This window comes from Herbaspirillum sp. FG34, assembly GCF_057809315.1.
Map to the genome: position 1 here is coordinate 182,375 of NZ_JBMDJS010000004.1, position 23,747 is coordinate 206,121.

Sequence of the window (23,747 nt, forward strand, 5' to 3'; positions counted from 1 at the left end):
AGAGACACCTAGGAAAAATTGTCCATGGACGTATCCCGCATTCGCGCCCTGCGCGGCCCCAATCTCTGGAGCAGACACACTGCCGTCGAAGCCATCGTTTCCTGCCCGGAAAACGAGCGCGTCATCGATGACATGCCCGGCTTCGAACTGCGCCTGCGCGCCCGCTTCCCGCAGATCGGCTTCCTCGAGCCCGATGGCGGCAAGCAGGTCGTCTCCATGGCCCATGCCCTGGCCGCCGCGGCCCTGGCGCTGCAAAGCCAGGCCGGCTGCCCGGTGACCTTCAGCCGCACCGTCTCCACCGTCGAGACCGGCATCTATCAAGTGGTGGTGGAATACAGCGAAGAAGAAGTCGGCCGCCTGGCCTTCGATCTGGCGCTGGAACTGGTGCGCGCCGCCCAGGCCGATGCGCCCTTCGACCTGACCGGCGCGCTGGCCCGCATCCGCGAACTGGATGAGGACGTGCGCCTGGGCCCCTCGACCGGCTCCATCGTCAATGCCGCCATCAAGCGCGGCATCCCCTATCGCCGCCTGACCCAGGGCAGCATGGTGCAATTCGGCTGGGGCAGCCGCCAGAAGCGCATCCAGGCCGCAGAAACCAGCAACACCAGCGCCATTGCCGAATCCATCGCCCAGGACAAGGACCTGACCAAGATGCTGCTGCACGCAGCCGGCGTACCGGTGCCCAACGGTCGCGTGGTCGAGACCGTGGAAGATGCCCTCAAGGCCGCCGAGGAAATCGGCTCGGCCGTGGTCATCAAGCCGCTGGACGGCAACCAGGGCAAGGGGGTGGCCGTCAACATCAGCACCCCTGAACAGATCACCCGCGCCTTCAACAATGCGGCCCTGATCAGCGACGAAGTCATTGTCGAGCGCTACCTGCCCGGCCACGACTTCCGCCTGCTGGTGATCGGCAAGACCCTGGTGGCTGCCGCCCGCCGCGATCCGCCGCAAGTCATCGGCGATGGCGTGCACACCATCCGTCAACTGATCGACCAGGTCAACGCCGACCCGCTGCGCGGTGACGGTCACGCCACCTCGCTGACCAAGGTACGCCTGGACGACATCGCCCTGTCAGTGCTGTCCGGCCAGAACCTGGACCCGGAATCCATCCCCGCCCAGGGCGTACGCGTGGTCCTGCGCAACAATGCCAACCTTTCCACCGGCGGCACCGCCACCGATGTCACCGATGACGTGCATCCGGACGTGGCCGCGCGCGCCATCGCAGCCGCACAAATGGTCGGGCTGGACATCTGCGGCGTGGACGTGGTCTGCAATTCGGTCCACATGTCGCTGGAAGAACAAGGCGGCGGCATCGTCGAAGTCAACGCTGCGCCCGGCCTGCGCATGCACCTCTCGCCCTCTTACGGCAAGGCGCGTGACGTCGGCGAAGCCATCATCTCGACCATGTACGAGGATGGCGACGATGGCCGTATCCCCGTGGTGGCCGTGGCCGGCACCAACGGCAAGACCACTACCGTGCGCCTGATCACCCATCTGCTGGCCAAGACCGGCCTGCGCGTGGGCATGACCAATACCGATGGCGTCTACATCGACGGCCAGCGCACCGACACGGGCGACTGCAGCGGCCCGCGCAGCGCCCGCAACGTGCTGTTCCATCCCGACGTGGATGCAGCCGTGCTGGAAACCGCCCGTGGCGGCGTGCTGCGCGAAGGTCTGGGCTTTGATCGCTGCGCCGTGGCGGTGGTCACCAACATCGGCATGGGCGACCACCTGGGTCTGTCCTACATCAGCACCGTGGAAGACCTGGCCGTGGTCAAGCGTGTCATCGTCGAGAACGTGGCGCCAACCGGCACTGCGGTGCTCAATGCGGCCGACCCCATGGTTTCGAAGATGGCTTCTTCCTGCCCCGGCTCGGTGACCTTCTTCGCGCTGGATCCGACCCATCCCATCATGGCCACCCACCGCGCACAGGGCCACCGCATCGTCTATCAAGACGGCGACGCCATCGTGGCCGCGCAGGGCACGTTCGAAAAACGCCTGAAGCTGTCCGGCATTCCGCTGACCCGCAGCGGCGCCATCGGCTTCCAGGTCGAGAACGTGATGGCTTCCGTGGGTGCGGCCTGGGCGCTGAACCTGGACTGGGAACAGATCACCGGCGCCCTGGCCAGCTTCATCAGCGACAGCGGCACCGCACCAGGCCGCTTCAACCTGTTCGACTACAAGGGTGCGACCCTGATCGCCGACTACGGCCACAATCCGGATGCGATCCAGGCGCTGATCAAGGCCGTCGACAGCCTGCCCGCCAAGCGCCGCTCGGTGGTCATCAGCGGTGCCGGTGACCGCCGCGACGTCGACATCACCCGCCAGACCGAACTGCTGGGCGATGCCTTCGATGAAGTCGTGCTGTATCAGGACCAGTGCCAGCGTGGCCGAGAAGACGGGGAAGTGATTGCTCTGTTGCGTCAGGGACTGGAAAAGGCCTCGCGTACCAGCGATGTGAAGGAAATCAACGGCGAATTCCTGGCCATCGATACGGCCCTCGCTACCCTGCAGCCAGGCGACCTGTGCCTGATCCTGATCGACCAGGTGGAAGAGGCGCTGGCCCATATCGACCAGCGTGTGAAGGAAAGCGCCTGATTTCAGGTGTACGCTTCACCGCGCCTTGAAACGAACATCCCGGCCTTGCGCCGGGATGTTTTTTTTGGGCTTCGCCAACGGACTGGAGAGTTTTTCTCAGTCGTCCTGGTTGGGGTCGAGCTCGGGGAACAGCACTTCCGTAAAGCCGAACTGACGGAAATCCCGGATGCGCATCGGATAGAGAATGCCCTGCAGGTGATCGCACTCATGCTGCACCACGCGCGCATGGAAGCCATCGACGGTACGGTCAATCACCTTGCCATACTGGTCCACGCCCTGGTAGCGCAACCGTGTCCAGCGCGGCACTACGCCGCGCATGCCGGGCACGGACAGGCAGCCTTCCCAGCCGTCTTCTTCCTGCTCGGACAAGGGTGTCAGCACGGGATTGATGAGCACCGTCTCCGGCACGGCCGGCGCATCCGGATAGCGCTGGTTGTGGCCGAAGCCGAAGATCACCAGTTGCAGATCCACCCCGATCTGGGGTGCGGCCAGACCGGCGCCATTGACGGCGCGCATGGTCTCGAACATGTCCTCGACCAGTTGTTCCAGTTCGGGCGTACCGAACTGCGTCACCGCTTGCGCCTGGCGCAGCAGGCGCGGGTCGCCCATCTTGAGTATCTCGCGTATGGCCATTGCCTCTCTCCATGAAACACGCCCGGCAGGAACCGGGCGTCATTGTGCAGCAGTGCGCCCTGATGGCGCCGGGTATCCCTGCTCAGCGCGCCTTGTTGGCCACTTCCTGCAGATATTCCGAGAACGCCGGGCCGGTTTCATGATGTTTCAGACCCATGGCCACCATGGCCTTCAAGTAGCCCAGCTTGGAACCGCAATCATAACGCTGGCCCTGGTAACGGTATGCCAGCACTGACTCGGCCTGCATCAGCTTGGCGATGCCATCGGTGAGCTGGATCTCGCCACCGGCTCCGCGCGGGATGTTTTCCAGATAGTGGAAGATGCGGCTGTTGAGCACATAGCGGCCCACCACGGCCAGCGTGGACGGGGCTTCTTCCGGCGCCGGCTTTTCGACGATGGCATTGATGCGTTCCAGGTCCGGCTGGTAAGGGGTGGCGCTGACGATACCGTACTGGCGGGTATCGCTCTTGGGCACTTCCTGCACGGCCAGCATGCTCATGCCTTCACGGGCGTAGATGTCAGTCATCTGCGCCAGCACCGGCTTGACGCCAGGATCGGTATCCATGAAATCGTCGGCCAGCAGGATGGCGAAGGGCTCTTCCCCCACCACCGGACGGGCGCACAGCACGGCATGACCCAGGCCCAGCGGTTCGGACTGGCGGATGAAGATGCAGTTGACACTCTTGGGCACCACGTTCTGCACGATCTCCAACAGCTTCTTCTTGCCCGCGGCTTCCAGTTCGGACTCCAGCTCGTAGGCCTTGTCGAAGTGATCTTCGATGGCGCGCTTGTTGCGACCGGTGATGAAGACCATCTCGGTGATGCCGGCAGCAACCGCCTCTTCCACTGCGTAATGGATCAGCGGCTTGTCGACGATAGGCAGCATTTCCTTGGGCTGGGCCTTGGTGGCAGGCAGGAAGCGGCTACCGAGACCGGCGACGGGGAAAACGGCTTTCTTGATCTTCTTGATCATCATGACTCCGAGGTAAAGATGGGTCTTGTTGTGTTGTTATATTGTTATGCTGACTAACCCGCACCGCAGTCCCCGCGTGCGGGACTGCATACGGGCGGCATTGTATATGAATAAAAAGACAAGGCAATTACGTTCCTGACACATCCTGACCCGCGCAAAGCGCCTTCAGTGCGTCCTCGTCGAGGATGGCCACGCCCAGTTCCTCGGCCTTGGCCAGCTTGCTGCCGGCTTCGGCGCCGGCGACCACGTAACTGGTTTTCTTTGAGACTGAACCGGAGACCTTGCCACCGGCGGCCTCGATCATTTGCGAGGCGTCATCGCGGGACAGGTTGGGCAAGGTGCCGGTCAACACGAAGGTCTTGCCGGCCAGGTGCTTGGCACCGGCATCGACACCTTCGCTCTCGGGCCAGTGCACGCCGACCGCGCGCAATTGCTCCACCAGCTCGACATTGATCGGATCATTGAAGAAGGCGCGGATCGAGGATGCGACTACCGGACCGATATCGGCCACTTCCAGCAGTTGTTCTTCACTGGCGGCGAGCAGCTTGTCGATACCGCCGAAATGGCGTGCCAACTCCTTGGCCGTAGCCTCGCCCACGTGGCGGATGCCCAGCGCATAGATGAAGCGCGCCAGCGTGGTGGTCTTGGACTTTTGCAGGGCGTCCAGTACGTTCTGCGCCGATTTCTCGGCCATGCGATCCAGCTCGGCCAGGGCCGACAAACCGAGGCGATACAGGTCAGCCGGCGTGTTGACCACCTGGCGATCCACCAGCTGCTCTACCAGCTGTTCGCCCAGGCCTTCAATATCCATGGCGCGACGTGAAGCAAAATGCTGCAGTCCCCCCTTGCGCTGCGCTGAACATTTCAGCCAGCCACCCGAGCAGCGCGCCACCGCTTCCTCCTCGGCCCGCACGATGGGCGAGCCGCACACCGGACAGGCCACCGGCATGACGAAGGCGCGCGCATCCTCAGGGCGCTTCTCGGGGACGAAGGCGACCACTTCCGGGATCACGTCACCGGCGCGGCGGACGATGACGGTATCGCCGATCCGGATATCCTTGCGGCGGACTTCATCTTCGTTGTGCAGGGTGGCATTGGTCACCGTGACGCCGCCGACGAAGACGGGATTGAGGCGCGCCACCGGCGTAATGGCCCCGGTGCGGCCGACCTGCACTTCGATGTCCTGCACCACGGTCAGGGCTTCCTGGGCCGGGAACTTGTGGGCCAGCGCAAAGCGCGGGGCGCGCGAGACGAAACCGAGGTGCTTCTGCTGGTCCAGCCGGTCGACCTTGTAGACCACGCCATCGATCTCGTAGGGCAGGCTCTCTCGCTTGGCGCCGATACTGCGGAAGAAGTCCAGCAAGCCGGCCGCACCGCTGACCACGGCGCGCTCCTTGCAGACCGGCAGACCCAGTTCCTGGTACCAGTCCAGCAGGGCCGAGTGCGAAGGCGGCATCTCGGCCCCTTCCAGCACACCAATGCCATAGGCGAAGAAACGCAGCGTACGTTGCGCGGTGATGCGCGAATCGAGCTGGCGCAGGCTGCCGGCGGCGGCATTGCGGGGATTGGCGAACTCCTTCTGGCCGGCATCGCGCTGGCGCTGGTTCAGGCGCGCAAAATCCTCCTTGTACATCAGCACTTCGCCGCGCACATCGATTACCTGCGGCAGGTTGTCACCATGCAGACGCAAGGGAATGGCGCGCACCGTGCGGATGTTGGCCGTGACGTTCTCGCCCGTGGTGCCATCGCCGCGCGTGGCGGCCTGCACCAGTACGCCGTTCTCGTAGCGCAGGCTGATGGCCAGGCCGTCGAATTTCAGCTCGGTGGCGTAGCGCACTTCCTGCAGGGTTTCCAGGCCGTCGCGCACGCGCTTGTCGAAGGCTTCAATGTCTTCGTCGGCAAAGCCGTTGCCCAACGAGAGCATGGGTATTTGGTGATACACCGGCTTAAATTGCCCAATGGGAGCCGCACCAGCCCTTTGAGTCGGAGAATCGGGCGGAATTAGATCAGGATATTTCTGTTCAAGAACCTGTAGTTCTCGAAACAACGTATCGTACTCGGCATCCGAAACCAACGATAGATCCAGAGTGTTGTAGGCGTACGTGTAAACCTGAAGCTTTTTTCTTAATTCAAGTACTCTTTGTGCCCATGATTCGTCTTCGGGGGAATCATGAAATAGGTCAGCAGACATTCTTAAAACTTACTCAGCTAAAAAGACGTAATGCACGCGTGGAGCCGGCCGGAATCTCGGCCGATTCCATGGCGCTGTAGAACGCGGCCACCTGTTCGGCGATATCGGAAAGCGCTTCATCGGTCAGCGGCTGATCGCTGTCATCGACGATGACGCCGCCCAGACGCGCCGATAGCGACCTGGCGCAGGCCACCAAGGCACCGTAGCCATCGCGCGACGGCGCCACGCGGGGCACGTCCAGCAACAGCGTGAGGCGGTCGGTGGTTTCGTCGGTCGGAGTGGCATTGGTGGAGAGCGCGAAGAGCACTTCACCTTCGCCATCCTGCATCACCAGATAGCCTTCGGTGCGGCGATCGAAGCCCTGACGGGTCAATGCCGCCAGCAGGGTCGCCAGACTCCACGGGGCCCCTTGCGAGCGCACGTTCACCGACAACTGCGCATCATGGTCGATGATGAACTGGTGCAGCGCCTGGGCGGTACGGATGACGTCGGGCATGTCCGGCAATTCCGGCTCGCCCGACAGCGAATCGGTCAGGTCACGCAGGCGCATGACCAGTTCCGAATATTCGAGTTCGTTGATGGCATTGCTGCGATTGGCCAGTTGCGCACCGGCCAGCAAGGCGTTGTAGATGCTGCCATGGGTGATGGCTTCCCATTCCCCCTCGGTGGTGCGGCCGATGAAGTGCACCGGCTTGTTGCCGACATGGCGCAGGCCCTGCAGCATCGGCAGCAGCTTTTCGCCGCGCAGCGGGTTGTCCAGGCCGATGGGGATGTTGCAGTCGATCAGTTCGTCCACCGGCAGCTCGCGCTTGGGCGCCAGGCGCGCCTGCATTTCGGGCGGCGGCGTGAAGGCCGGAACGACCTCGCCCTGCTCTTCGGCCCCGGCGATGATCTGGGCCACCGTCGATTGCGGTGCCTGCGCCAGGGCGTCGCCGAGCACAGCGTCATCGGCGGCGGCGGCGGCCGGGGTGGGCGCCGGCGGATCTCCCAGGAAGGGTTCACGCGGCTCGAACCCGGCCTGTTCCTGGTAGGCCTTCACGGGCGCAGGGACCGGTTTGCGCTCGGGCAGCTCATACAGCGAAGGTTCGGCACGCTCGGCATCGGGTTCGAGGCTTGGCTCGGCCATGCGCGCAGCAGGTGCGGTGCGCTCGCCCACCGGCGGTACGAAGACTGGCTCAGTGGTAGCGGGTTCATCCGGCGACATCAGCACGTCATCGTGCGACGAAGAAAAGGCGCGCTCCACGGTCTTGCGCGCCTTGTGCTCCTGCCACTTGTTGTAGGTGATGACCCCGGCGACGAAGACGCCGCCAAGAATGATCAGGCTGGTCTGGAGATCCATCATCATGCTGCACGACCTTTCGGGCTGGCGGGCTGGAGGGCGCCATCATGGGCGCCGCGTGGCATGGTCGGCTGGGAAGAGCTGCTCATCGAAGAAATCCGATTCCTATCAATCCAAGAAAGCCTGAACCGCGCGGGCCGCTCTGGCGGCCATCCGTCGGTGCTGCCGCAGCGCTGGCAGGCACCTGCACCGGCCCCGGCTCCACGGGAGCCATGCAGGTGAATCGAACGGATCGGGTACGGCAAGTGCGCGGTCAAGATATTGTTATTTTTCCATGGCCCGTGGGGGCCGAATCAGTACGGTTCCAGCTGTGGCCTGCGCCCGCTCCGGGCTGGCCGGCAAGGTTTTCAGGGTACGGTCACACCCCCTGCTTGTCAAGCCGACAAAGCCCCGGGCCACTGCTGCACAAGTCATCAGGCGGCCTGCTCGGCGCTGGAGAAGTTGGCGGCCGACTCCATGTCCACCGCCACGATGCGGGAGACGCCCTGTTCCTGCATGGTCACCCCGATCAACTGCTGCGCCATTTCCATGGCGATCTTGTTGTGGGAGATGAAGAGGAACTGGGTGTGATCCGACATGCGCTTGACCATGTTGGCGAAGCGCTCGGTGTTGGCGTCATCCAGCGGCGCGTCCACTTCGTCGAGCAAGCAGAAGGGTGCCGGGTTCAACTGGAACATGGAGAACACCAGCGCCGTTGCAGTGAGCGCCTTTTCGCCACCGGAGAGCAGGTGAATGGTGGCGTTCTTCTTGCCCGGCGGCTGCGCCATGACCTGCACGCCAGAGTCCAGGATCTCGTCGCCGGTCATGATGAGCTTGGCCTGGCCACCGCCGAAGAGCACCGGGAACAGTTCGGAGAAGTGGTGATTCACCTTGTCGAAGGTGTCCTGCAGCAGGTCGCGGGTTTCCATGTCGATCTTGTGGATCGCATCTTGCAGCGTGGTAATGGCTTCGTTCAGGTCGGCGTGCTGGGCATCGAGGAAGTGCTTGCGCTCGGATGCGGTCGCCAGTTCGTCCAGCGCAGCCAGGTTGACCGCGCCCAGCGCCGCGATGGCGTTGGTCAGGCGGGTCACTTCGCCTTGCAGGTAGGACGGGCGCATGTCACTGGTCAGTTTTTCCGACAGGGCAGCCTCGTCGGCCTGCGTCTGAGCCAGGGCTTCCGAGAACTGTTCCTGGTTCAGGCGCGCGGCCTGTTCCTTCAGTTGCAGTTCGGTGATGCGGTCACGCTGGGGCTGCAGGCTGCGCTCCGCCTGCATGCGCGATTCTTCATGTGAACGAAGTTGCTGCGACAGTTGATCGAGCTCGTGACGGGCATCGGCCAGGGCGCGTTCCTGTTCGCTGCGGCGATCCAGCAGTTCCTGCAGACCGGCCTGGGCCGCCTGGTCATCCAGGCTTTCCAGTTCCAGCGAGCCTTGCTGCATGCTGGCAAACAGTTGCGCCGCCTGTTCCAGTGCAGTGGCGATACCGCGCTTCAATTCCTCGATCTTGTTGCGATGCGACTTCTCGGCGAACTCGGTTTCCTGGGCGGCGCGCTCCAGCTCGCGCAGGCGGGTGCGGGCGTCGTTGAGCTGCTGTTCCTTGTTGAGGTAATCGGTCTGGCCATTCTCGTGCTGCTCCTGCAGTTCGGCCAGTTCGATGTCCAGTTCTTCAAAGCGGGCCTCGGATTCGGCCTGCACCTGCTGCTGCTCGGCTTCCTGCATGCCGATTTCTTCCAGATCGGTGGCGATCTGGGTACTGCGCTGGTTGAAGCGCTCCTGCACCTCGGCCAGCTTCATGACCTCGATCTGCAGGCTGTGGGCCGATTGCGTGAGCGAATTGACGCGCTGGCGCAGTTCCTGCAGGCGCTGCGATGCGCCCGACAAGGCTGCCTCGGCGCGCACGGCGCGGCCCTTGGCTTCCTCGGCCAGCATCGCTTGTGCGCGTTGCTGCTTGGTGATGTTCTCGATTTCCTGCTGGCGCGCCAGCATGCCATCCTGCTCCGAGTCGGAGGCATAGAAACGCACGCTGGAATTGCTGACCACATGGCCCTGGCGCGTCACGAAGAGCCCACCCAGCGGCAGCTTGGCACGCTCGGCAAAGGCGGTGGCGGTGTCGTCGGCGATGTAGATGTGGTTGAGCCAGTCGTTCATCAGGGCGCGCAGGCCCGGATCGTTCAACTGCAGCAGCGTCACGAAGGGCTTCAGGCCCGCCACCGGCTGGGCTTCAGGCTGGGCCAGGCCGGCGTTGGGCGCGTACAGCGCCAGCTTGGCCGGGGGGGCATCGCTGAAGAAAGCCTTGGCCCAGTCCAGGTTGGACATTTCCAGGGCCGACATGCGCTCGCGCAGCACCGCTTCCAGCGCGGTTTCCCAGCCGGATTCGATGTGCAGCTTCTGCCACAGGCGCGGCAGTTCAGCCAGGCCGTGCTTTTCCAGCCAGGGCTGCACCTTGCCTTGGGCCTGCACGCTTTCCTGCAATTGCTTCAGGGCCGTCAGACGGGCGTCCAGCTGGGCATTGGCCGAGGTTTCCTTGCTGACCAGTTCCTGAGCGGTGCGGCGCTCTTCTTCCAGGCGCGGCAACTGCTCCTGCGCCTCTTCCAGGTACATGCTGGCCTCTTCCAGCGAAGCCTGCTTTTCTTCCAGCTGCATGCGCAGGTTGGACAGGTGCGTCTCGTCGGGCAGGGCCATGCCGTTCTTTTCCTGCATCAGGCGTTCGCGGCGCGCGGCCAGGCCGGAGAGGATGTTGGAAGCATTGCGCTGGTGCGTCGATTGCAGTTCGATCTGCTGCTGCACCTGCATGATCTTGCCGCGCGATTCGGTGGTCTTGAGCTGCGACTCGCGCCAGGCCGCCTCCAGCGAAGGCAGGCGGTCGCTGGTGTCCTGCACGGCGTGCTGGGCCTGCTCCACGCGCATGCCGAATTCTTCCAGCTGGATTTCCGCTTCAGCCAGTTCTTCCTGCTGCTGCGTGCCCTGGCGCTGCCACTGGTCGCGCTGCGCGCCCAGCGAGTTCAGCTGCGCTTGCAGGCGATTGCGCGATTCGATGACGAACTTGATCTGCGCTTCCAGGCTGCCGATCTCGGAATTGGTCTGGTACAGGTGGCCTTGCGCCTGGTGCAGGCGGTCGCCGGCGGCGTAGTGCGCCTGGCGCATGTGTTCCAGTTCGGTTTCGACGTGGCGCAGCTTGGCGGTCTGCTCTTCCAGGTCGATCTGGGCGCGCTCGATTTCCTTGAAGAAGCGCTCCTGCTCGGCTTTGGCCTCATTCTTGCGCAGCAGCCAGAGCAGTTTCTGCTTTTCTTCCTGGTCGTTCTGCAACTCGTGGAATTTCTTGGCCACGGCGGCCTGGGCTTCCAGTTTTTCCAGATTGGCGTTCAGTTCGCGCAGGATGTCTTCCAGGCGCGTCAGGTTTTCGGTGGTGTCGTGCAGGCGGTTCTCGGTCTCGCGGCGGCGCTCCTTGTACTTCGAGACACCCGCCGCTTCTTCCAGGAAGATGCGCAGCTCTTCAGGACGCGCCTCGATGATGCGCGAGATCATGCCCTGCCCGATGATGGCGTAGGCGCGCGGGCCCAGGCCGGTGCCGAGGAAGATGTCCTGGATGTCGCGACGACGTACCGACTGGTTGTTGATGTAGTAGGAGGACGTGCCATCGCGGGTCAGCGTGCGCTTGACGGCGATTTCGGCGTACTGGCCCCACTGTCCGGCGGCCTTGCCGGCGGAATTGTCGAACACCAGTTCGACCGAGGCGCGCCCGGCCGGTTTGCGGTGGGTGGAGCCGTTGAAGATGACGTCCTGCATCGACTCGCCGCGCAGCTCGGAGGCCTTGGATTCGCCCAGGACCCAGCGCACCGCATCGATGATGTTGGATTTGCCGCAGCCATTGGGCCCGACCACCCCGACCAGCTGCCCCGGAACCTGGAAATGCGTAGGCTCGACGAAGGACTTGAATCCGGATAATTTGATGGAAGTTAGACGCACGTTATCGACAAATTGAATCAGTTAGGAGGAAGCAGGATTTTTGCTTCCGGAACGGGCGGTATCATAACATCGCGCGGCCCCGGCAAGACCAAAAACCGCGCCAGATTGCCTGTTCCCGCCCCTTTGGTCGATGCACTCACCGCCCGTGAAAAGGCCATGCCGGGCACCCCCGGTGGAAAGTCCATTTCTTCATTTCGATGTGATGGAATCAGAAACTTCACGCTCAGCATCAGCCTGTGCGGGCGATGACCTGCCCGCACAGGCAAGCCTGGCGGGGGCGGCAGGCTTGCCGGTGGCGCCAGCGGGCCCTCCACCTTGAACAGGCCAGCTCGCGCCGCCAGAGCACGGCAATGCCGTCAAATGACGGTATAATCGCAAGCTTTCCCAGCCCTTTGCCGTGGCCGCCCGATCTCGCTGACGCCCTCGCGAGACGCTGGCCCGGAAAGCTTTACTCCAGTCCAGCGACGTGAATCCCCTACTCGACAAACTGCAGCCCTATCCCTTCGAAAAGCTCAAGAAGCTCTTCGCCGGCATCACGCCCGACCCGGCCTATCGCCCCATCAGCCTGGGCATCGGCGAGCCCAAGCACCCCACGCCCGCCTTCATCCAGCAGGCGCTGACGGACAACCTGTCCGGCCTGGCCTCGTATCCGGCCACGCTGGGCAGCGACGCCCTGCGCGGTGCGATTGCGGATTGGCTGCAGAAGCGTTACGACATTCCCCGCCCGGACCCTGCCACCGAGATCCTGCCGGTGATCGGTTCGCGCGAGGCGCTGTTCTCGCTGACCCAGACCGTGGTCGATCCGACCCGTCCGGGCGCGCTGGTGATGTGCCCCAACCCGTTCTACCAGATCTATGAAGGCTCGGCCTACCTGGCCGGCGCCGAGCCCTACTTCGTCAATTCGGACCCGGCGCGCAACTTTGCGCCGGATTTCAGCCAGGTGCCGCAGGAGGTATGGGAACGCGTGCAGCTGCTGTTCGTCTGCTCGCCGGGCAACCCCACGGGTGCCGTGCTGACGCTGGAGGACTGGAAGGAACTGTTCGCCCTGTCGGATCGCTATGGCTTCGTGATCGCCTCCGACGAATGCTATTCCGAGATCTACTTCAAGCAGGACCCGCCGCTGGGCGGCATGCAGGCCGCCCGCCTCCTGGGCCGCGACTATCGCAACCTGATTTCCTTCTCCAGCCTGTCCAAGCGCTCCAACGTGCCGGGCATGCGCTCGGGCTTCGTGGCAGGCGACGCCGCCATCCTCAAGAAATTCCTGCTCTACCGCACCTATCACGGCGCGGCCATGAGCCCGGTGATCCAGGCCGCTTCCGTGCTGGCCTGGCAGGACGAGACCCACGTCCAGGACAACATCGCCAAGTACGTCACCAAGTTCTCGCAGGTCACCCCTTTGCTGCAAGAAGTGATGGACGTCGCCTTGCCCGATGCCGCCTTCTACCTGTGGGCCAAGGTCGACAAGCTGGTCAATATCAGCGACACCGAATTCGCCCAACGTCTGTACGCCGAATATAATGTCACGGTACTGCCCGGCAGCTACCTGGCGCGCGAGGCGCATGGCGTCAATCCGGGCGCCGGTCGCATCCGCATGGCGCTGGTGGCCGAAGTCGAAGAATGCCTGGAGGCGGCGCAACGCATCGTCGCCTTCACCAAGAAACTGGCCGGCCAGGCATAAGCCCTGTCAGCGCAGCCAGATTCCCCCCCTTTCACCCAACCGTTCATAGATACCAACATGACACAGTCCATTCAGCAAATCATCGATCAGGCGTGGGAAGACCGCGCCAGCCTGTCCCCCAAGAGCGCTCCGGCCGACATCCGCAATGCGGTGGCCGAAGTGATCGCAGGCCTGAACGATGGCACCCTGCGCGTCGCCAACCGTCAAGGCGTCGGCCAGTGGGAAGTCAACCAATGGGTGAAGAAAGCCATCCTGCTGTCCTTCCGCCTGGAAGACAACGTGCCGATGTCGGCCGGTACCGGCTACCCGCAGTTCTACGACAAGGTGCCCACCAAGTTCGCCAACTACACGGCTGAAGATTTCGCCAAGGGTGGCTTCCGCGTGGTGCCGCCTGCCGTGGCCCGCCATGGTTCCTTCATCGGCCGCAACGTGGTGCTGATGCCCTCCTACGTCAACATCGGCGCCTACGTCGATGAAGGCACGATGGTCGACACCTGGGCCACCGTCGGTTCGGCTGCCCAGATCGGCAAGAATGTTCACTTGTCTGGCGGTGTCGGCATCGGCGGCGTGCTGGAGCCGGTCCAGGCCGGCCCCGTCATCATCGAAGACAACTGCTTCATCGGTGCCCGTTCGGAAGTGGTCGAAGGCGTCATCATCGAAGAAAACTCGGTGCTGTCCATGGGCGTCTACATCGGCCAGTCGACCAAGATCTATGACCGCGAAACCGGCGAAGTGCACTACGGCCGCGTGCCGGCGGGCTCGGTGGTGGTGCCGGGCAACCTGCCCTCCAAGGACGGCAAGTACAGCCTGTACGCTGCGATCATCGTCAAGAAGGTCGATGCCCAGACCCGCTCCAAGACGTCCATCAACGAACTGCTGCGCGGCGAGTAATCCCGCCCTGCGGCTTGCCTGAAGTCCTGAAGCACCCACGCGCCGCGCCGGTCGTCCTGTCCGGCGCGGCGTCGTGTTCTAGTGGCCCGTTTTGTGAGAACCCGCATGAGCGACAAGATCACCCTCTATGGCATCCCCAACTGCGATACCGTCAAGAAAGCCCGCGTGTGGCTGGACGAGCAAGGGATCGCCTATCACTTCCACGATTTCAAGAAGGCCGGCCTCACCGCTGCACAGGCACAAGCCTGGCTCAAGGACGTGGAGCGCGACGTGCTGGTCAACCGCAAAGGAACGACCTGGCGCGCCCTGCCGGACGAACGCAAGGCGGCCATCACCGATGACGCCGCTGCCGTCGCCCTGATGGTGGAGAACCCCTCGGTGGTGAAGCGCCCGGTGCTCTTCGATGGCAAGCAGTATCACGTCGGCTTCAAGGCCGATCAGTATCAACACATTTTCGAGAAATGATCATGAGCAAGACGCTGGCCCTGACCCAGGAATTGATGTCCCTTTCTTCCGTCACCCCCGAAGACAAAGGCTGCCAGGCCAGGCTGGCGGAATTGCTCGCGCCGCTGGGCTTCGTCTGCGAGACCATTCAGTCCGGCGAGGTCACCAACCTGTGGGCGCGCAAGGGCACGGCCCAGCCGCTGGTGGTCTTCGCCGGCCACACCGACGTGGTACCGACCGGCCCGTTGGAGAAATGGCAGTCGCATCCCTTCCAGCCGACCCTGCGCGATGGCCGCCTGTATGGTCGCGGCGCCTCCGACATGAAGACCTCGATTGCCGCCATGGTGGTGGCTTGCGAAGAGTTCACGGCAGCCCATCCGGAGCACAAGGGTTCGATCGGTTTTCTCATCACCAGCGATGAGGAAGGCCCGGCCATCGATGGTACGGTGGTCGTCTGCAATGCCCTGAAGGCGCGCGGCGAACAACTGGATTACTGCATCGTGGGCGAACCGACCTCGGCCAAGACCCTGGGCGACATGATCAAGAACGGCCGCCGCGGCACCATGTCGGGCAAGCTGACCGTCAAGGGCATCCAGGGCCATATCGCCTACCCGCAACTGGCGCGCAATCCCATCCACCAGGCTGCGCCGGCACTGGCCGAACTGGTGGCCGAACAGTGGGATGCGGGCAATGAATACTACCTGCCGACCTCCTGGCAGATCTCCAATATCCATGGCGGCACGGGGGCATCCAACGTGATCCCGGGTGAAGTCGTGATCGACTTCAACTTCCGATTCTCCACCGCCAGTACCGTGGAAGGTTTGCAGCAGCGCGTACACGCCATCCTCGACAAGCATGGCCTGGAATACGACCTGAAGTGGACCGTCGGCGGCCTGCCCTTCCTGACCCCGCGCGGCGACCTCTCGGATGCGCTGTCCAGGGCGATCAAGGACGAGACCGGGCTGGACACCGAGCTGTCGACCACCGGCGGCACGTCGGACGGACGCTTCATCGCCCAGATCTGCCCGCAGGTGATCGAGTTCGGCCCGCCCAATGACAGCATCCACAAGATCGATGAGCACATCGAAGTGCGCTACATCGATCCCCTCAAGAACATCTACCGCAAGACGCTGGAAAACCTGCTGGCCTGAACGCCGCCGCATTGAAGAGAAGCTTATGACCCCCAACAATTTCTCCACCGTGCGCGACCTGCTGCGCTACGCCGTGACCCGCTTCAACACCGAACAACTGTTCTTCGGCCACGGCAGCAGCAATGCGCTCGATGAAGCGGCCTACCTGATCCTGCATACGCTCAAACTGCCGCTGGACCAGCTCGATCCCTTCCTCGATGCGCGCCTCTTGCCCGAAGAAATCGCCTCGCTCATGCGCGTGATCGAACGCCGCAGCAAGGACCGCGTGCCGGCCGCCTACATCACCAATGAAGCCTGGCTGGGCGCTTACCGCTTCTACGTCGATGAGCGCGTGATCGTGCCGCGTTCCTTCATCGCCGAACTGATTCCGCAGCATTTCTCGCCCTGGATCCAGGACCCGGAAGCCATCGAAAACGCGCTGGACCTGTGCACCGGTTCCGGCTGCCTGCCTGTTCTCCTGGCCGATGCCTTCCCGAATGCGCAGATCGATGCCGTGGACATCTCCGCCGATGCGCTGGCCGTGGCGCGCAAGAACGTGGATGACTACCAGCTGCAAGACCGCATCAAGCTGGTCGAATCCGACCTGTACACGCAACTGCCGCTGCGCAAGTACGATCTGATCATCAGCAATCCGCCCTATGTGAATTCCGGTTCCATGGCCAAGCTGCCCCAGGAATACCTGCGCGAGCCGCAACTGGCGCTGGCCGGGGGCGAGGATGGCATGGACCTGGTGCGCAAGATCGTCGCCGGCGCCGCCGAGCGCCTCACGCCCGAGGGCGTACTGGTGGTCGAGATCGGCAACGAACGCGCCTTCGCCGAAGCGGCCTTCCCGGAACTGGAGCTGACCTGGCTGACCACCAGCGCCGGGGACGACATGGTATTCCTGGTGACGGCCGAACAACTGCAACTGGCCTGAGCCTGAGCGCCCCTTTGAGTCTGAATCACCGATGATCCGTTTCCAGCAAGTTTCCCTCCAGCGCGGCGTCAAGCCGCTGCTGGAGAATGTCGACCTGACGCTCAACCCGGGCGACAAGATCGGCCTGATCGGCGCCAACGGCGCCGGCAAGTCCAGCCTGTTCGCCATGCTGCGTGGCGAGCTGCACGCCGACTTAGGCAATATCGACTACCCGGCGCGCTGGCGCATGGCCTACGTGGCGCAGGAAACCCCGGCGCTGGACCGTCCGGCCATCGAGTACGCCATCGATGGCGATGCCCATCTGCGCCAGCTGGAAGCCGAACTGGCGCGTGCCGAAGCCCAGCCGGACGACAAGCACGACGGCAATCACATCGCCGAACTGCATACTGCCCTGGCCGATGCGGATGCCTATACCGTGCGCTCCCGCGCCGAGCAATTGCTGCTGGGCCTGGGATTTTCGCTGGAACAGATGGCGCGGCCGGTGGCCAGCTTCTCCGGTGGCTGGCGCATGCGCCTGAACCTGGCGCAGGCACTGATGTGCCCGTCCGACCTGCTGCTGCTGGACGAACCGACCAACCACCTGGACCTGGATGCCATCATCTGGCTGGAAGACTGGTTGAAGCGCTACGAGGGCACCCTGCTCATCATTTCCCACGACCGCGATTTCCTGGATGGCGTGGTGAACGTGATCGTTCATATCGATGATCGCAAGCTGAAGCGTTATTCCGGCAACTACAGCGCGTTCGAACGCCAGCGCTCGGCCCAGCTGGAACTGATGGCGGGGATGATCGAGAAGCAGCAGCGCCAGCGCGCGCACCTGCAATCCTTCATCGACCGCTTCAAGGCCAAGGCGACCAAGGCGCGCCAGGCGCAGAGCCGCATGAAGGCTTTGTCCAAGATGGAAGAGCTGGCACCGCTGCGGGCGGCGGCTGAATTCTCGTTTGAATTCCGCGAGCCCTTGTCCGCGCCCAATCCGCTCTTGGTGATGGAAAAGGTCAACGCCGGCTATCACATCGAGGGCAAGAACGGTGCGCCGGATGAAGACAAGATCATCGTGCATGGCATCGATTTCTCGTTGCAGAATGGCCAGCGTATTGGCCTGCTGGGTGTCAACGGTGCAGGTAAATCGACGCTCATCAAGACCGTGGCCGGCGAGATCGATCCACTGTCCGGCACGGCGCGGCTAGGCAAGGGCCTGGTGATCGGTTACTTCGCCCAGCACCAGGTGGAAATGCTGCGCCATGACGAATCGCCGCTGTGGCATCTGACTCGCCTGGCGCCCGATGTGCGCGAGCAGGAGTTGCGCAATTTCCTGGGCAGCTTCAACTTCAACGGCACCATGGCCACGTCGTCCATCGCGCCCTTCTCGGGTGGCGAAAAGGCGCGCCTGGCGCTGGCCCTGATCGTCTGGCAGCGCCCCAACCTGCTGTTGCTCGATGAACCGACCAACCACCTCGACCTGGAAACCCGCGAAGCGCTGACAATGGCGCTGGCGCAGTTCGAGGGCACCCTCGTGCTGGTCTCCCACGATCGTCACCTATTGCGCGCCACGACCGACCAGTTCCTGATCGTGGCCGAAGGCAAGCTGCAAGCTTTCGATGGCGACCTCGACGACTACAAGGACTGGCTCTTCAAGACCAAGCTGGCCGCCCGCAACGATGCGGCCGCTGCCGCGCCTTTGCCCGCAGCCAGCCAGCCGGTGGCTGAGGCCCCGGCATCGCTGGTGGACCGCAAGGAACAGAAGCGCCTGGAAGCCGAGCAGCGCCAGAAGATGTCGGCCCTGAAAAAGCCCATCGAGGCCCGCATCAAGCGCCTCGACGAGCAGATCGCCAAGCTCAACGTCCGCAAGGCCGAGATCGATGCGCGTTTGGCCAGCCCCGACATCTATGATGCCGCCAACAAGGAAGAACTGAAGACCCTCATCACCGATCAGGCCTATTGCAGCAAGGAACTGGACCAGCTGGAAAACGAATGGCTGGAACAGCAGGAAGCGCTGGAGCAATTGCAGGCTTGAGCCGGCGGAACGGCGGCTGGCATAAGCTTTCTACATCAATGTCTTAAGCCAGCCCTTGCAGTTGGGCAAAACGAGGGCATCATTGCGCCCTGGCCGCAGTTTTTGTGGCGAAAGTTTTTATAAGGACATCGACATATGAACAAGAACATCAAGCAATGGCTGCTGGCCGGCGTCGGCGCGGCGCTGCTGGCCTCCTCCCTGAGCGTCTCGGCAGCGGACCTGCTGCAATCGGTCAAGAGCAGCGGCACGCTGAAGGTGGCGCTGGAAGGCAACTATCCGCCGTTCAACTTCAAGGATGCCAAGACGGGCGAGCTGACCGGTTTCGAAGTTGACGTGGCCAAGCTGCTGGCGGCCAAGCTGGGCGTCAAGCCAGTGTTCACCACCACCGAGTGGAGCGGCATCCTGGCCGGTCTGGGTGCGGGCAAGTATGACGTCATCATCAACCAGGTCGGCATCACCGATGAGCGTCAGAAGGCCTTCGATTTCTCCGATCCCTACACCCTCTCCAGCGCCCAGCTGATCGTGCGCAAGGATGAAAAGCGCGAATTCAAGAGCCTGGACGATCTGAAGGGCAAGAAGCTCGGCCTGGGCCAGGGCACCAACTTCGAGCAGAAGGCCAAGGCCGTGCCGGGTATCGACGTACGCACCTATCCGGGCTCGCCCGAGTATCTGGCTGACCTGGCGGCTGGCCGCATCGACGCTGCGCTCAACGACAGCTTGCTGGTGGGCTACATCCTGAAGTCGACCAACCTGCCCTTGAAGGCCGGCAGCCCCATCGGCACCGTCGACAAGATCGGCATTCCCTTCCGCAAGGGCAATCCGGAATTCAAGGCTGCGCTGAACAAGGCCCTGGCCGACATCAAGGCCGATGGCAGCTTCAAGGCCGCCTCCGAGAAGTGGTTCGGCATTGACGTGAGCCAGCCGCCGAAAGCACAATAAGGCGCACCTGATCCTGGGCTCCCCGCCGCCCGGCTTGGTCCGGGCGGAACGACTTATCCCCGCATTGCGGGGATAATTTTTTTATCCGAATGCTTATGGAAATCCTCGAACTGCTGCAGCAAGCCGCCCCTACCCTGATCAAGGGCGTGGGCTATACCCTGCTCTTCGCGCTGGCTTCGATGGTCGGCGGACTGGTGCTGGGTTTCGTGCTGGCGGTGGCGCGCATCCTGCCCTGGCGCCCGATTCACTGGCCAGCGGCGGTCTACGTCAGCATGATGCGCGGCACACCGCTGCTGGTGCAGATTTTCGTGGTCTATTACGGCCTGCCGGGGATCGGTATCGAATTCTCGCCGCTGACGGCGGGCGTGCTCACGCTCAGTCTCAATGCCGGGGCCTACCTGTCGGAAAGCCTGCGCGGTGCCATCTTGGGGGTAACGCGTGGCCAGTGGAATGCTTCCTACAGCGTCGGGCTGACCTATTTCCAGACCTTGCGCTACATCATCGTGCCGCAGGCGGTGCGCATCGCCGTGCCCTCGATGAGCAATACCCTGATCAGCCTCATCAAGGATACCTCGCTGGTCTCGGTCATCACCGTGACGGAATTGATGCTGGCGACCAAGGAAGTCATTGCGGTGACCTTCCGTCCGCTCCCGCTTTACCTGGCCGCTGCCGGCATCTACTGGCTCCTGAGCCTGTGTTTCGAAGCCGTCCAGCACCGATTGGAAAAGCGGCTGGGCAAAGCGCATGAGAACTGATGCCTGCCAGCCACAAGGAAAAAGCCCGGATGCGATGCACCCGGGCTTTTTATTGGGAGAAAAGGGAATCTTTCCCGGTGGCCGAACTCAACGCTTGACGCGGTAGATATCCTGGCCGACTTCATTGATCTGGCGACGCAGCTCACGCCGCTCATCGGCACTGAGTCTGCCGCCACGGCGTTGCTCCTGATCACTGGCGATCTGGCTGCGATGATCCGGCGGGGCAAAATCACCACCGCGTTGCCTGAAGTCACCCGGCTGACCCGGCATCGGCCGGCCGCCCTGGGGTGGGCCAGCCAGCGCGGCCGCTCCCACACCGAGCGCCAGCATCGCTGCCAGACATAGCTTGTTGATGACTGCAATCTTCATAATGCGATTTTTCCGGAGACAGAGAATCAGGAAGAGAAAGCGCTGACCACCGTGCTTTCCCGACGTGATTCCAGTTTAGGGCGCAGGCCGCGATGGTATAAGATGATTAAGGTAAGGTATGTAACAGTTTGTAATGGATCAACAGCCCCGACTTGCTCAAAATCGCCAAGACGCTACCATAGGCACCATGAATACAACCAACGGCAACAATACTAATACGACAACATCCGCCAATCAATTCAAAGTGTTGGTGGTGGATGACGACATCCGTCTGCGCGACCTGCTGCGCCGCTACCTGACCGAGCAAGGTTTCAATGTGGTCACGGCCGAAAACGCCCAGGCCATGAACAAGCTGTGGATCCGCGAGCGCTACGATCTGCTGGTGCTGGACCTGATGCTTCCCGGTGAGGACGGCCTGGCCATCTGCCGCCGCCTGCGCGGTGCCGGTGACCAGACGCCCATCATCATGCTCACTGCCAAGGGTGAGGACGTGGACCGCATCATCGGCCTGGAAATGGGCGCCGACGATTACCTGCCCAAGCCCTTCAACCCGCGCGAACTGGTCGCCCGCATCAACGCGGTGCTGCGCCGCAAGGGCCCCGATGAACTGCCGGGTGCACCGTCCGAAACCCCGGAAACCTTCGAATTCGGCGATTTCATCCTGGACCTGGGCACCCGCACTCTGAAAAAGAGCGGCGAAACCATTTCCCTGACCACCGGTGAATTCTCGGTACTGAAGGTCTTTGCACGCAATGCGCGCCAGCCGCTGTCGCGCGAAAAACTGATGGAAATGGCCCGTGGCCGCGAATATGAAGTATTCGACCGCAGCCTGGACGTGCAGATTTCGCGCCTGCGCAAGCTGATCGAACCGGACCCGGCCAATCCGCTCTACATCCAGACCGTGTGGGGCCTGGGTTATGTCTTCATCCCGGAAGGGAAACCGCGCTGATCGCCCGTTTCACCCCTCACCCGCAGGCCGCTTGCCGATGAAAACCCGCCCTCAAACCGGATGGTTCAGCAACGGCCTGTTCTGGCGTACCTTCTTCCTCCTGACCTTCCTGATCACCGCCAGCATGGTGGCCTGGGTGGCCAGCTTTCGCATGGTCGAACGCGGCCCGCGAGCCGAGCAGCTGGCCGCACAGATCGTCTCGGTGGTCACCATCACGCGTGCTGCGCTGACGCACTCGGCGCCCGAGATGCGGCGCGAACTGCTGTTCGATCTGGCCAGCAATGAAGGCATCCGCATCTATCCGCTGGAAAAGAGCGACCGCATCGTACCGCCCGAGGACTCCCCGATCGTGCCTGAGCTGGAGTACTACGTGCGCCAGTCGCTGGACGAGAACACCATCTTCGCCTCCAGCGTCAACGAGGTGGAAGGTTTCTGGATCAGTTTCAACATCGACGATGACCAGTACTGGCTCATGCTCGACCGCGGCCGCCTGGACCGCACCTCGGGTCTGCAATGGCTGGGATGGGGTTCGATTGCGCTGTTCCTGTCACTGATCGGGGCAGTCTTCATCTCCACCCTCATCAACCAGCCGCTGGCCCGGCTGACGGCAGCGGCCCGCGCCATCGCCAAGGGACGCCAGCCGGAACCGCTGCCCGAATCCGGCCCGACCGAGATCGAGGAAGCCAATCGCAGCTTCAACCAGATGGTGGCCGACCTCAATCGCATCGAATCAGACCGCGCCCTGATCCTGGCCGGCATCTCGCATGACCTGCGCACACCGCTGGCGCGCATGCAGCTGGAAGTGGAGATGGCCAACCTGTCGGACGAATCGCGCGACGGCATGCACTCGGACCTGGCGCAGATGGACAGCATCATCGGCCAGTTCCTCGACTACGCCAAGCCCTTCGATACCAACAGCCTGGAAAGCATCAACCTGGCCGACGTGCTCGACGATGTGGCCGCCAAGTCGGCGCGCCTGTCCGACGTCAAGCTCACTACCGAGATCACGCCCGCCACCGAGGTTGCGGGCAATGCAACCGAACTGGCGCGGGTGTTCAGCAACCTGGTGGAAAATGCGCGCCGCTACGGCAAGACGCCCGGTACCGACTGCGCCGAGATTCATCTGCGCAGCCGCATCGAAGGGCATCATGTCCTGGTGGAAGTGTTCGACCATGGCCCGGGGGTGCCCGAGAACGAGTGTGAACGTCTGCTGCGCCCCTTCACCCGCCTCGACAGCGCGCGCGGTCAGGCCAATGGCTCCGGCCTGGGGCTGGCCATCGTCAACCGCATCGTGCTCAAGCACAATGGCAAGCTGGTCCTGAAGGGCCATGAAGAAAGCCACGGCGGCCTGCTGGTGCAGATTTCGCTGCCCTTGAAGGGGCATCGGCGTCATGCCTGAGCGGGCATTCATCCGGCGCCTGCTGCCCTGGCTTCTGGCGGCTGCCCTGCCCGCCCTGGCGTGGGCGCAGACCTATGCAGACCGCAACCTGAGCATTCCCGCCGCCGGCAGCGACGGCAGCAAGCGCCCCATCGTGATCCTCTCGCCGGTAACGCCAAGCGGTCCCTCGCCGCTCAATATCACGCCGGCCCATGGCGGACCGTCCGGCGCCTATGCCTCTGACGTACCCGGTCCGGATATCCGCGCCCGCAACGCCGACTACATCACGCAATTCACGGTGGTGGGACAGGTACCGCCGGGCGCGACCATTCGCAAGGTCAGCTGGCGCTATACCCTGGCCAGCAAGCCCCCCGGCTTCGAGGCCAGGCTGTGCTGGAAGGATGCGGGCGTGTGCTGGGACGTGAGTCAGACCAGTGCCGGCAGTACCGATTTCTTCAACGGGCGCGATGCCCGCCAGCCGTTCCAGCTGCATTACAGCCTGCGCGGCACGGCACGCACAGGCGAGCCCCCCATCAAGGGCGAGATCAACCAGGTCATCGTCACCTTCGACACGCCCGGCTGAAG

The 23,747-nt window shown here is 63.1% G+C and carries 19 protein-coding genes; 12 read left to right on the forward strand and 7 right to left on the reverse strand.

Annotated features, from left to right (window positions below):
* The first annotated feature begins 24 nt into the window (after positions 1–24).
* Entirely contained in the window at positions 25–2,598 is a 2,574-nt protein-coding gene (cphA, locus tag ACODSZ_RS06980; protein ID WP_175342504.1) for a cyanophycin synthetase, read from the forward strand.
* 96 nt (positions 2,599–2,694) lie between these two features.
* Here cphA and def read toward each other — a convergent pair whose 3' ends face one another.
* The 6 genes from def to ACODSZ_RS07010 all read right to left on the reverse strand — a co-directional run bounded on the left by def (position 2,695) and on the right by ACODSZ_RS07010 (position 11,908).
* Positions 2,695–3,231 (reverse strand): peptide deformylase, encoded by a 537-nt coding sequence (def, locus tag ACODSZ_RS06985; RefSeq protein WP_008328395.1) that lies wholly within the window; start codon positions 3,229–3,231, stop codon positions 2,695–2,697.
* Between the two features lie 82 nt (positions 3,232–3,313).
* Positions 3,314–4,204 (reverse strand): UTP--glucose-1-phosphate uridylyltransferase GalU, encoded by an 891-nt coding sequence (galU, locus tag ACODSZ_RS06990; RefSeq protein WP_008328393.1) that lies wholly within the window; start codon positions 4,202–4,204, stop codon positions 3,314–3,316.
* 127 nt (positions 4,205–4,331) lie between these two features.
* Positions 4,332–6,395 carry an NAD-dependent DNA ligase LigA gene (gene ligA / locus ACODSZ_RS06995; protein ID WP_488927319.1) on the reverse strand — a complete coding sequence of 688 codons (2,064 nt, stop codon included), beginning with the start codon at positions 6,393–6,395 and terminating at the stop codon, positions 4,332–4,334.
* Between the two features lie 13 nt (positions 6,396–6,408).
* A complete protein-coding gene (locus tag ACODSZ_RS07000; RefSeq protein WP_488927320.1) occupies positions 6,409–7,740 on the reverse strand; it encodes a cell division protein ZipA C-terminal FtsZ-binding domain-containing protein in 1,332 nt (443 codons plus the stop codon).
* A gap of 407 nt (positions 7,741–8,147) precedes the next feature.
* The gene (gene smc, locus ACODSZ_RS07005) at positions 8,148–11,678 is read right to left on the reverse strand and encodes a chromosome segregation protein SMC (protein WP_175342501.1); all 3,531 of its coding nucleotides are present in this window, start codon (positions 11,676–11,678) and stop codon (positions 8,148–8,150) included.
* Between the two features lie 17 nt (positions 11,679–11,695).
* Positions 11,696–11,908: a hypothetical protein gene (locus ACODSZ_RS07010; RefSeq protein ID WP_157174205.1), complete on the reverse strand. Its 213-nt coding sequence runs from the start codon at positions 11,906–11,908 to the stop codon at positions 11,696–11,698.
* A gap of 236 nt (positions 11,909–12,144) precedes the next feature.
* Here ACODSZ_RS07010 and dapC point away from each other — a divergent pair, with 236 nt between their 5' ends.
* The 8 genes from dapC to ACODSZ_RS07050 all read left to right on the forward strand — a co-directional run bounded on the left by dapC (position 12,145) and on the right by ACODSZ_RS07050 (position 20,466).
* The gene (gene dapC, locus ACODSZ_RS07015; protein ID WP_008328375.1) at positions 12,145–13,356 is read left to right on the forward strand and encodes a succinyldiaminopimelate transaminase; all 1,212 of its coding nucleotides are present in this window, start codon (positions 12,145–12,147) and stop codon (positions 13,354–13,356) included.
* 57 nt (positions 13,357–13,413) lie between these two features.
* The gene (dapD, locus tag ACODSZ_RS07020) at positions 13,414–14,247 is read left to right on the forward strand and encodes a 2,3,4,5-tetrahydropyridine-2,6-dicarboxylate N-succinyltransferase (RefSeq protein ID WP_006462557.1); all 834 of its coding nucleotides are present in this window, start codon (positions 13,414–13,416) and stop codon (positions 14,245–14,247) included.
* Positions 14,248–14,352: 105 nt separating this feature from the next.
* Positions 14,353–14,712 carry an ArsC family reductase gene (locus tag ACODSZ_RS07025; RefSeq protein ID WP_488927321.1) on the forward strand — a complete coding sequence of 120 codons (360 nt, stop codon included), beginning with the start codon at positions 14,353–14,355 and terminating at the stop codon, positions 14,710–14,712.
* 2 nt (positions 14,713–14,714) lie between these two features.
* Positions 14,715–15,842, forward strand: coding sequence for a succinyl-diaminopimelate desuccinylase (dapE, locus tag ACODSZ_RS07030; protein ID WP_488927322.1), 1,128 nt, complete (start codon positions 14,715–14,717; stop codon positions 15,840–15,842).
* A gap of 25 nt (positions 15,843–15,867) precedes the next feature.
* The gene (prmB, locus tag ACODSZ_RS07035; RefSeq protein WP_175342496.1) at positions 15,868–16,758 is read left to right on the forward strand and encodes a 50S ribosomal protein L3 N(5)-glutamine methyltransferase; all 891 of its coding nucleotides are present in this window, start codon (positions 15,868–15,870) and stop codon (positions 16,756–16,758) included.
* 31 nt (positions 16,759–16,789) lie between these two features.
* Positions 16,790–18,772: an ATP-binding cassette domain-containing protein gene (locus ACODSZ_RS07040; protein ID WP_008328366.1), complete on the forward strand. Its 1,983-nt coding sequence runs from the start codon at positions 16,790–16,792 to the stop codon at positions 18,770–18,772.
* A gap of 135 nt (positions 18,773–18,907) precedes the next feature.
* Positions 18,908–19,711 carry a cystine ABC transporter substrate-binding protein gene (locus tag ACODSZ_RS07045; RefSeq protein ID WP_006462562.1) on the forward strand — a complete coding sequence of 268 codons (804 nt, stop codon included), beginning with the start codon at positions 18,908–18,910 and terminating at the stop codon, positions 19,709–19,711.
* A gap of 95 nt (positions 19,712–19,806) precedes the next feature.
* On the forward strand, positions 19,807–20,466 hold the full coding sequence (locus tag ACODSZ_RS07050) for an amino acid ABC transporter permease (RefSeq protein WP_488927323.1): 660 nt from the start codon (positions 19,807–19,809) through the stop codon (positions 20,464–20,466).
* A gap of 87 nt (positions 20,467–20,553) precedes the next feature.
* Here ACODSZ_RS07050 and ACODSZ_RS07055 read toward each other — a convergent pair whose 3' ends face one another.
* On the reverse strand, positions 20,554–20,835 hold the full coding sequence (locus ACODSZ_RS07055) for a hypothetical protein (RefSeq protein WP_488927324.1): 282 nt from the start codon (positions 20,833–20,835) through the stop codon (positions 20,554–20,556).
* 187 nt (positions 20,836–21,022) lie between these two features.
* Here ACODSZ_RS07055 and ompR point away from each other — a divergent pair, with 187 nt between their 5' ends.
* The 3 genes from ompR to ACODSZ_RS07070 are packed head-to-tail and all read left to right on the forward strand — an operon-like array spanning position 21,023 to position 23,745.
* On the forward strand, positions 21,023–21,784 hold the full coding sequence (gene ompR / locus ACODSZ_RS07060; protein WP_008328356.1) for an osmolarity response regulator transcription factor OmpR: 762 nt from the start codon (positions 21,023–21,025) through the stop codon (positions 21,782–21,784).
* 37 nt (positions 21,785–21,821) lie between these two features.
* Positions 21,822–23,183 carry a sensor histidine kinase gene (locus tag ACODSZ_RS07065; RefSeq protein WP_008328353.1) on the forward strand — a complete coding sequence of 454 codons (1,362 nt, stop codon included), beginning with the start codon at positions 21,822–21,824 and terminating at the stop codon, positions 23,181–23,183.
* Positions 23,176–23,745, forward strand: coding sequence for a flagellar protein FlhE (locus ACODSZ_RS07070; protein ID WP_008328351.1), 570 nt, complete (start codon positions 23,176–23,178; stop codon positions 23,743–23,745). The genes ACODSZ_RS07065 and ACODSZ_RS07070 overlap by 8 nt, the downstream gene beginning before the upstream one ends.
* Positions 23,746–23,747 lie beyond the last annotated feature (2 nt).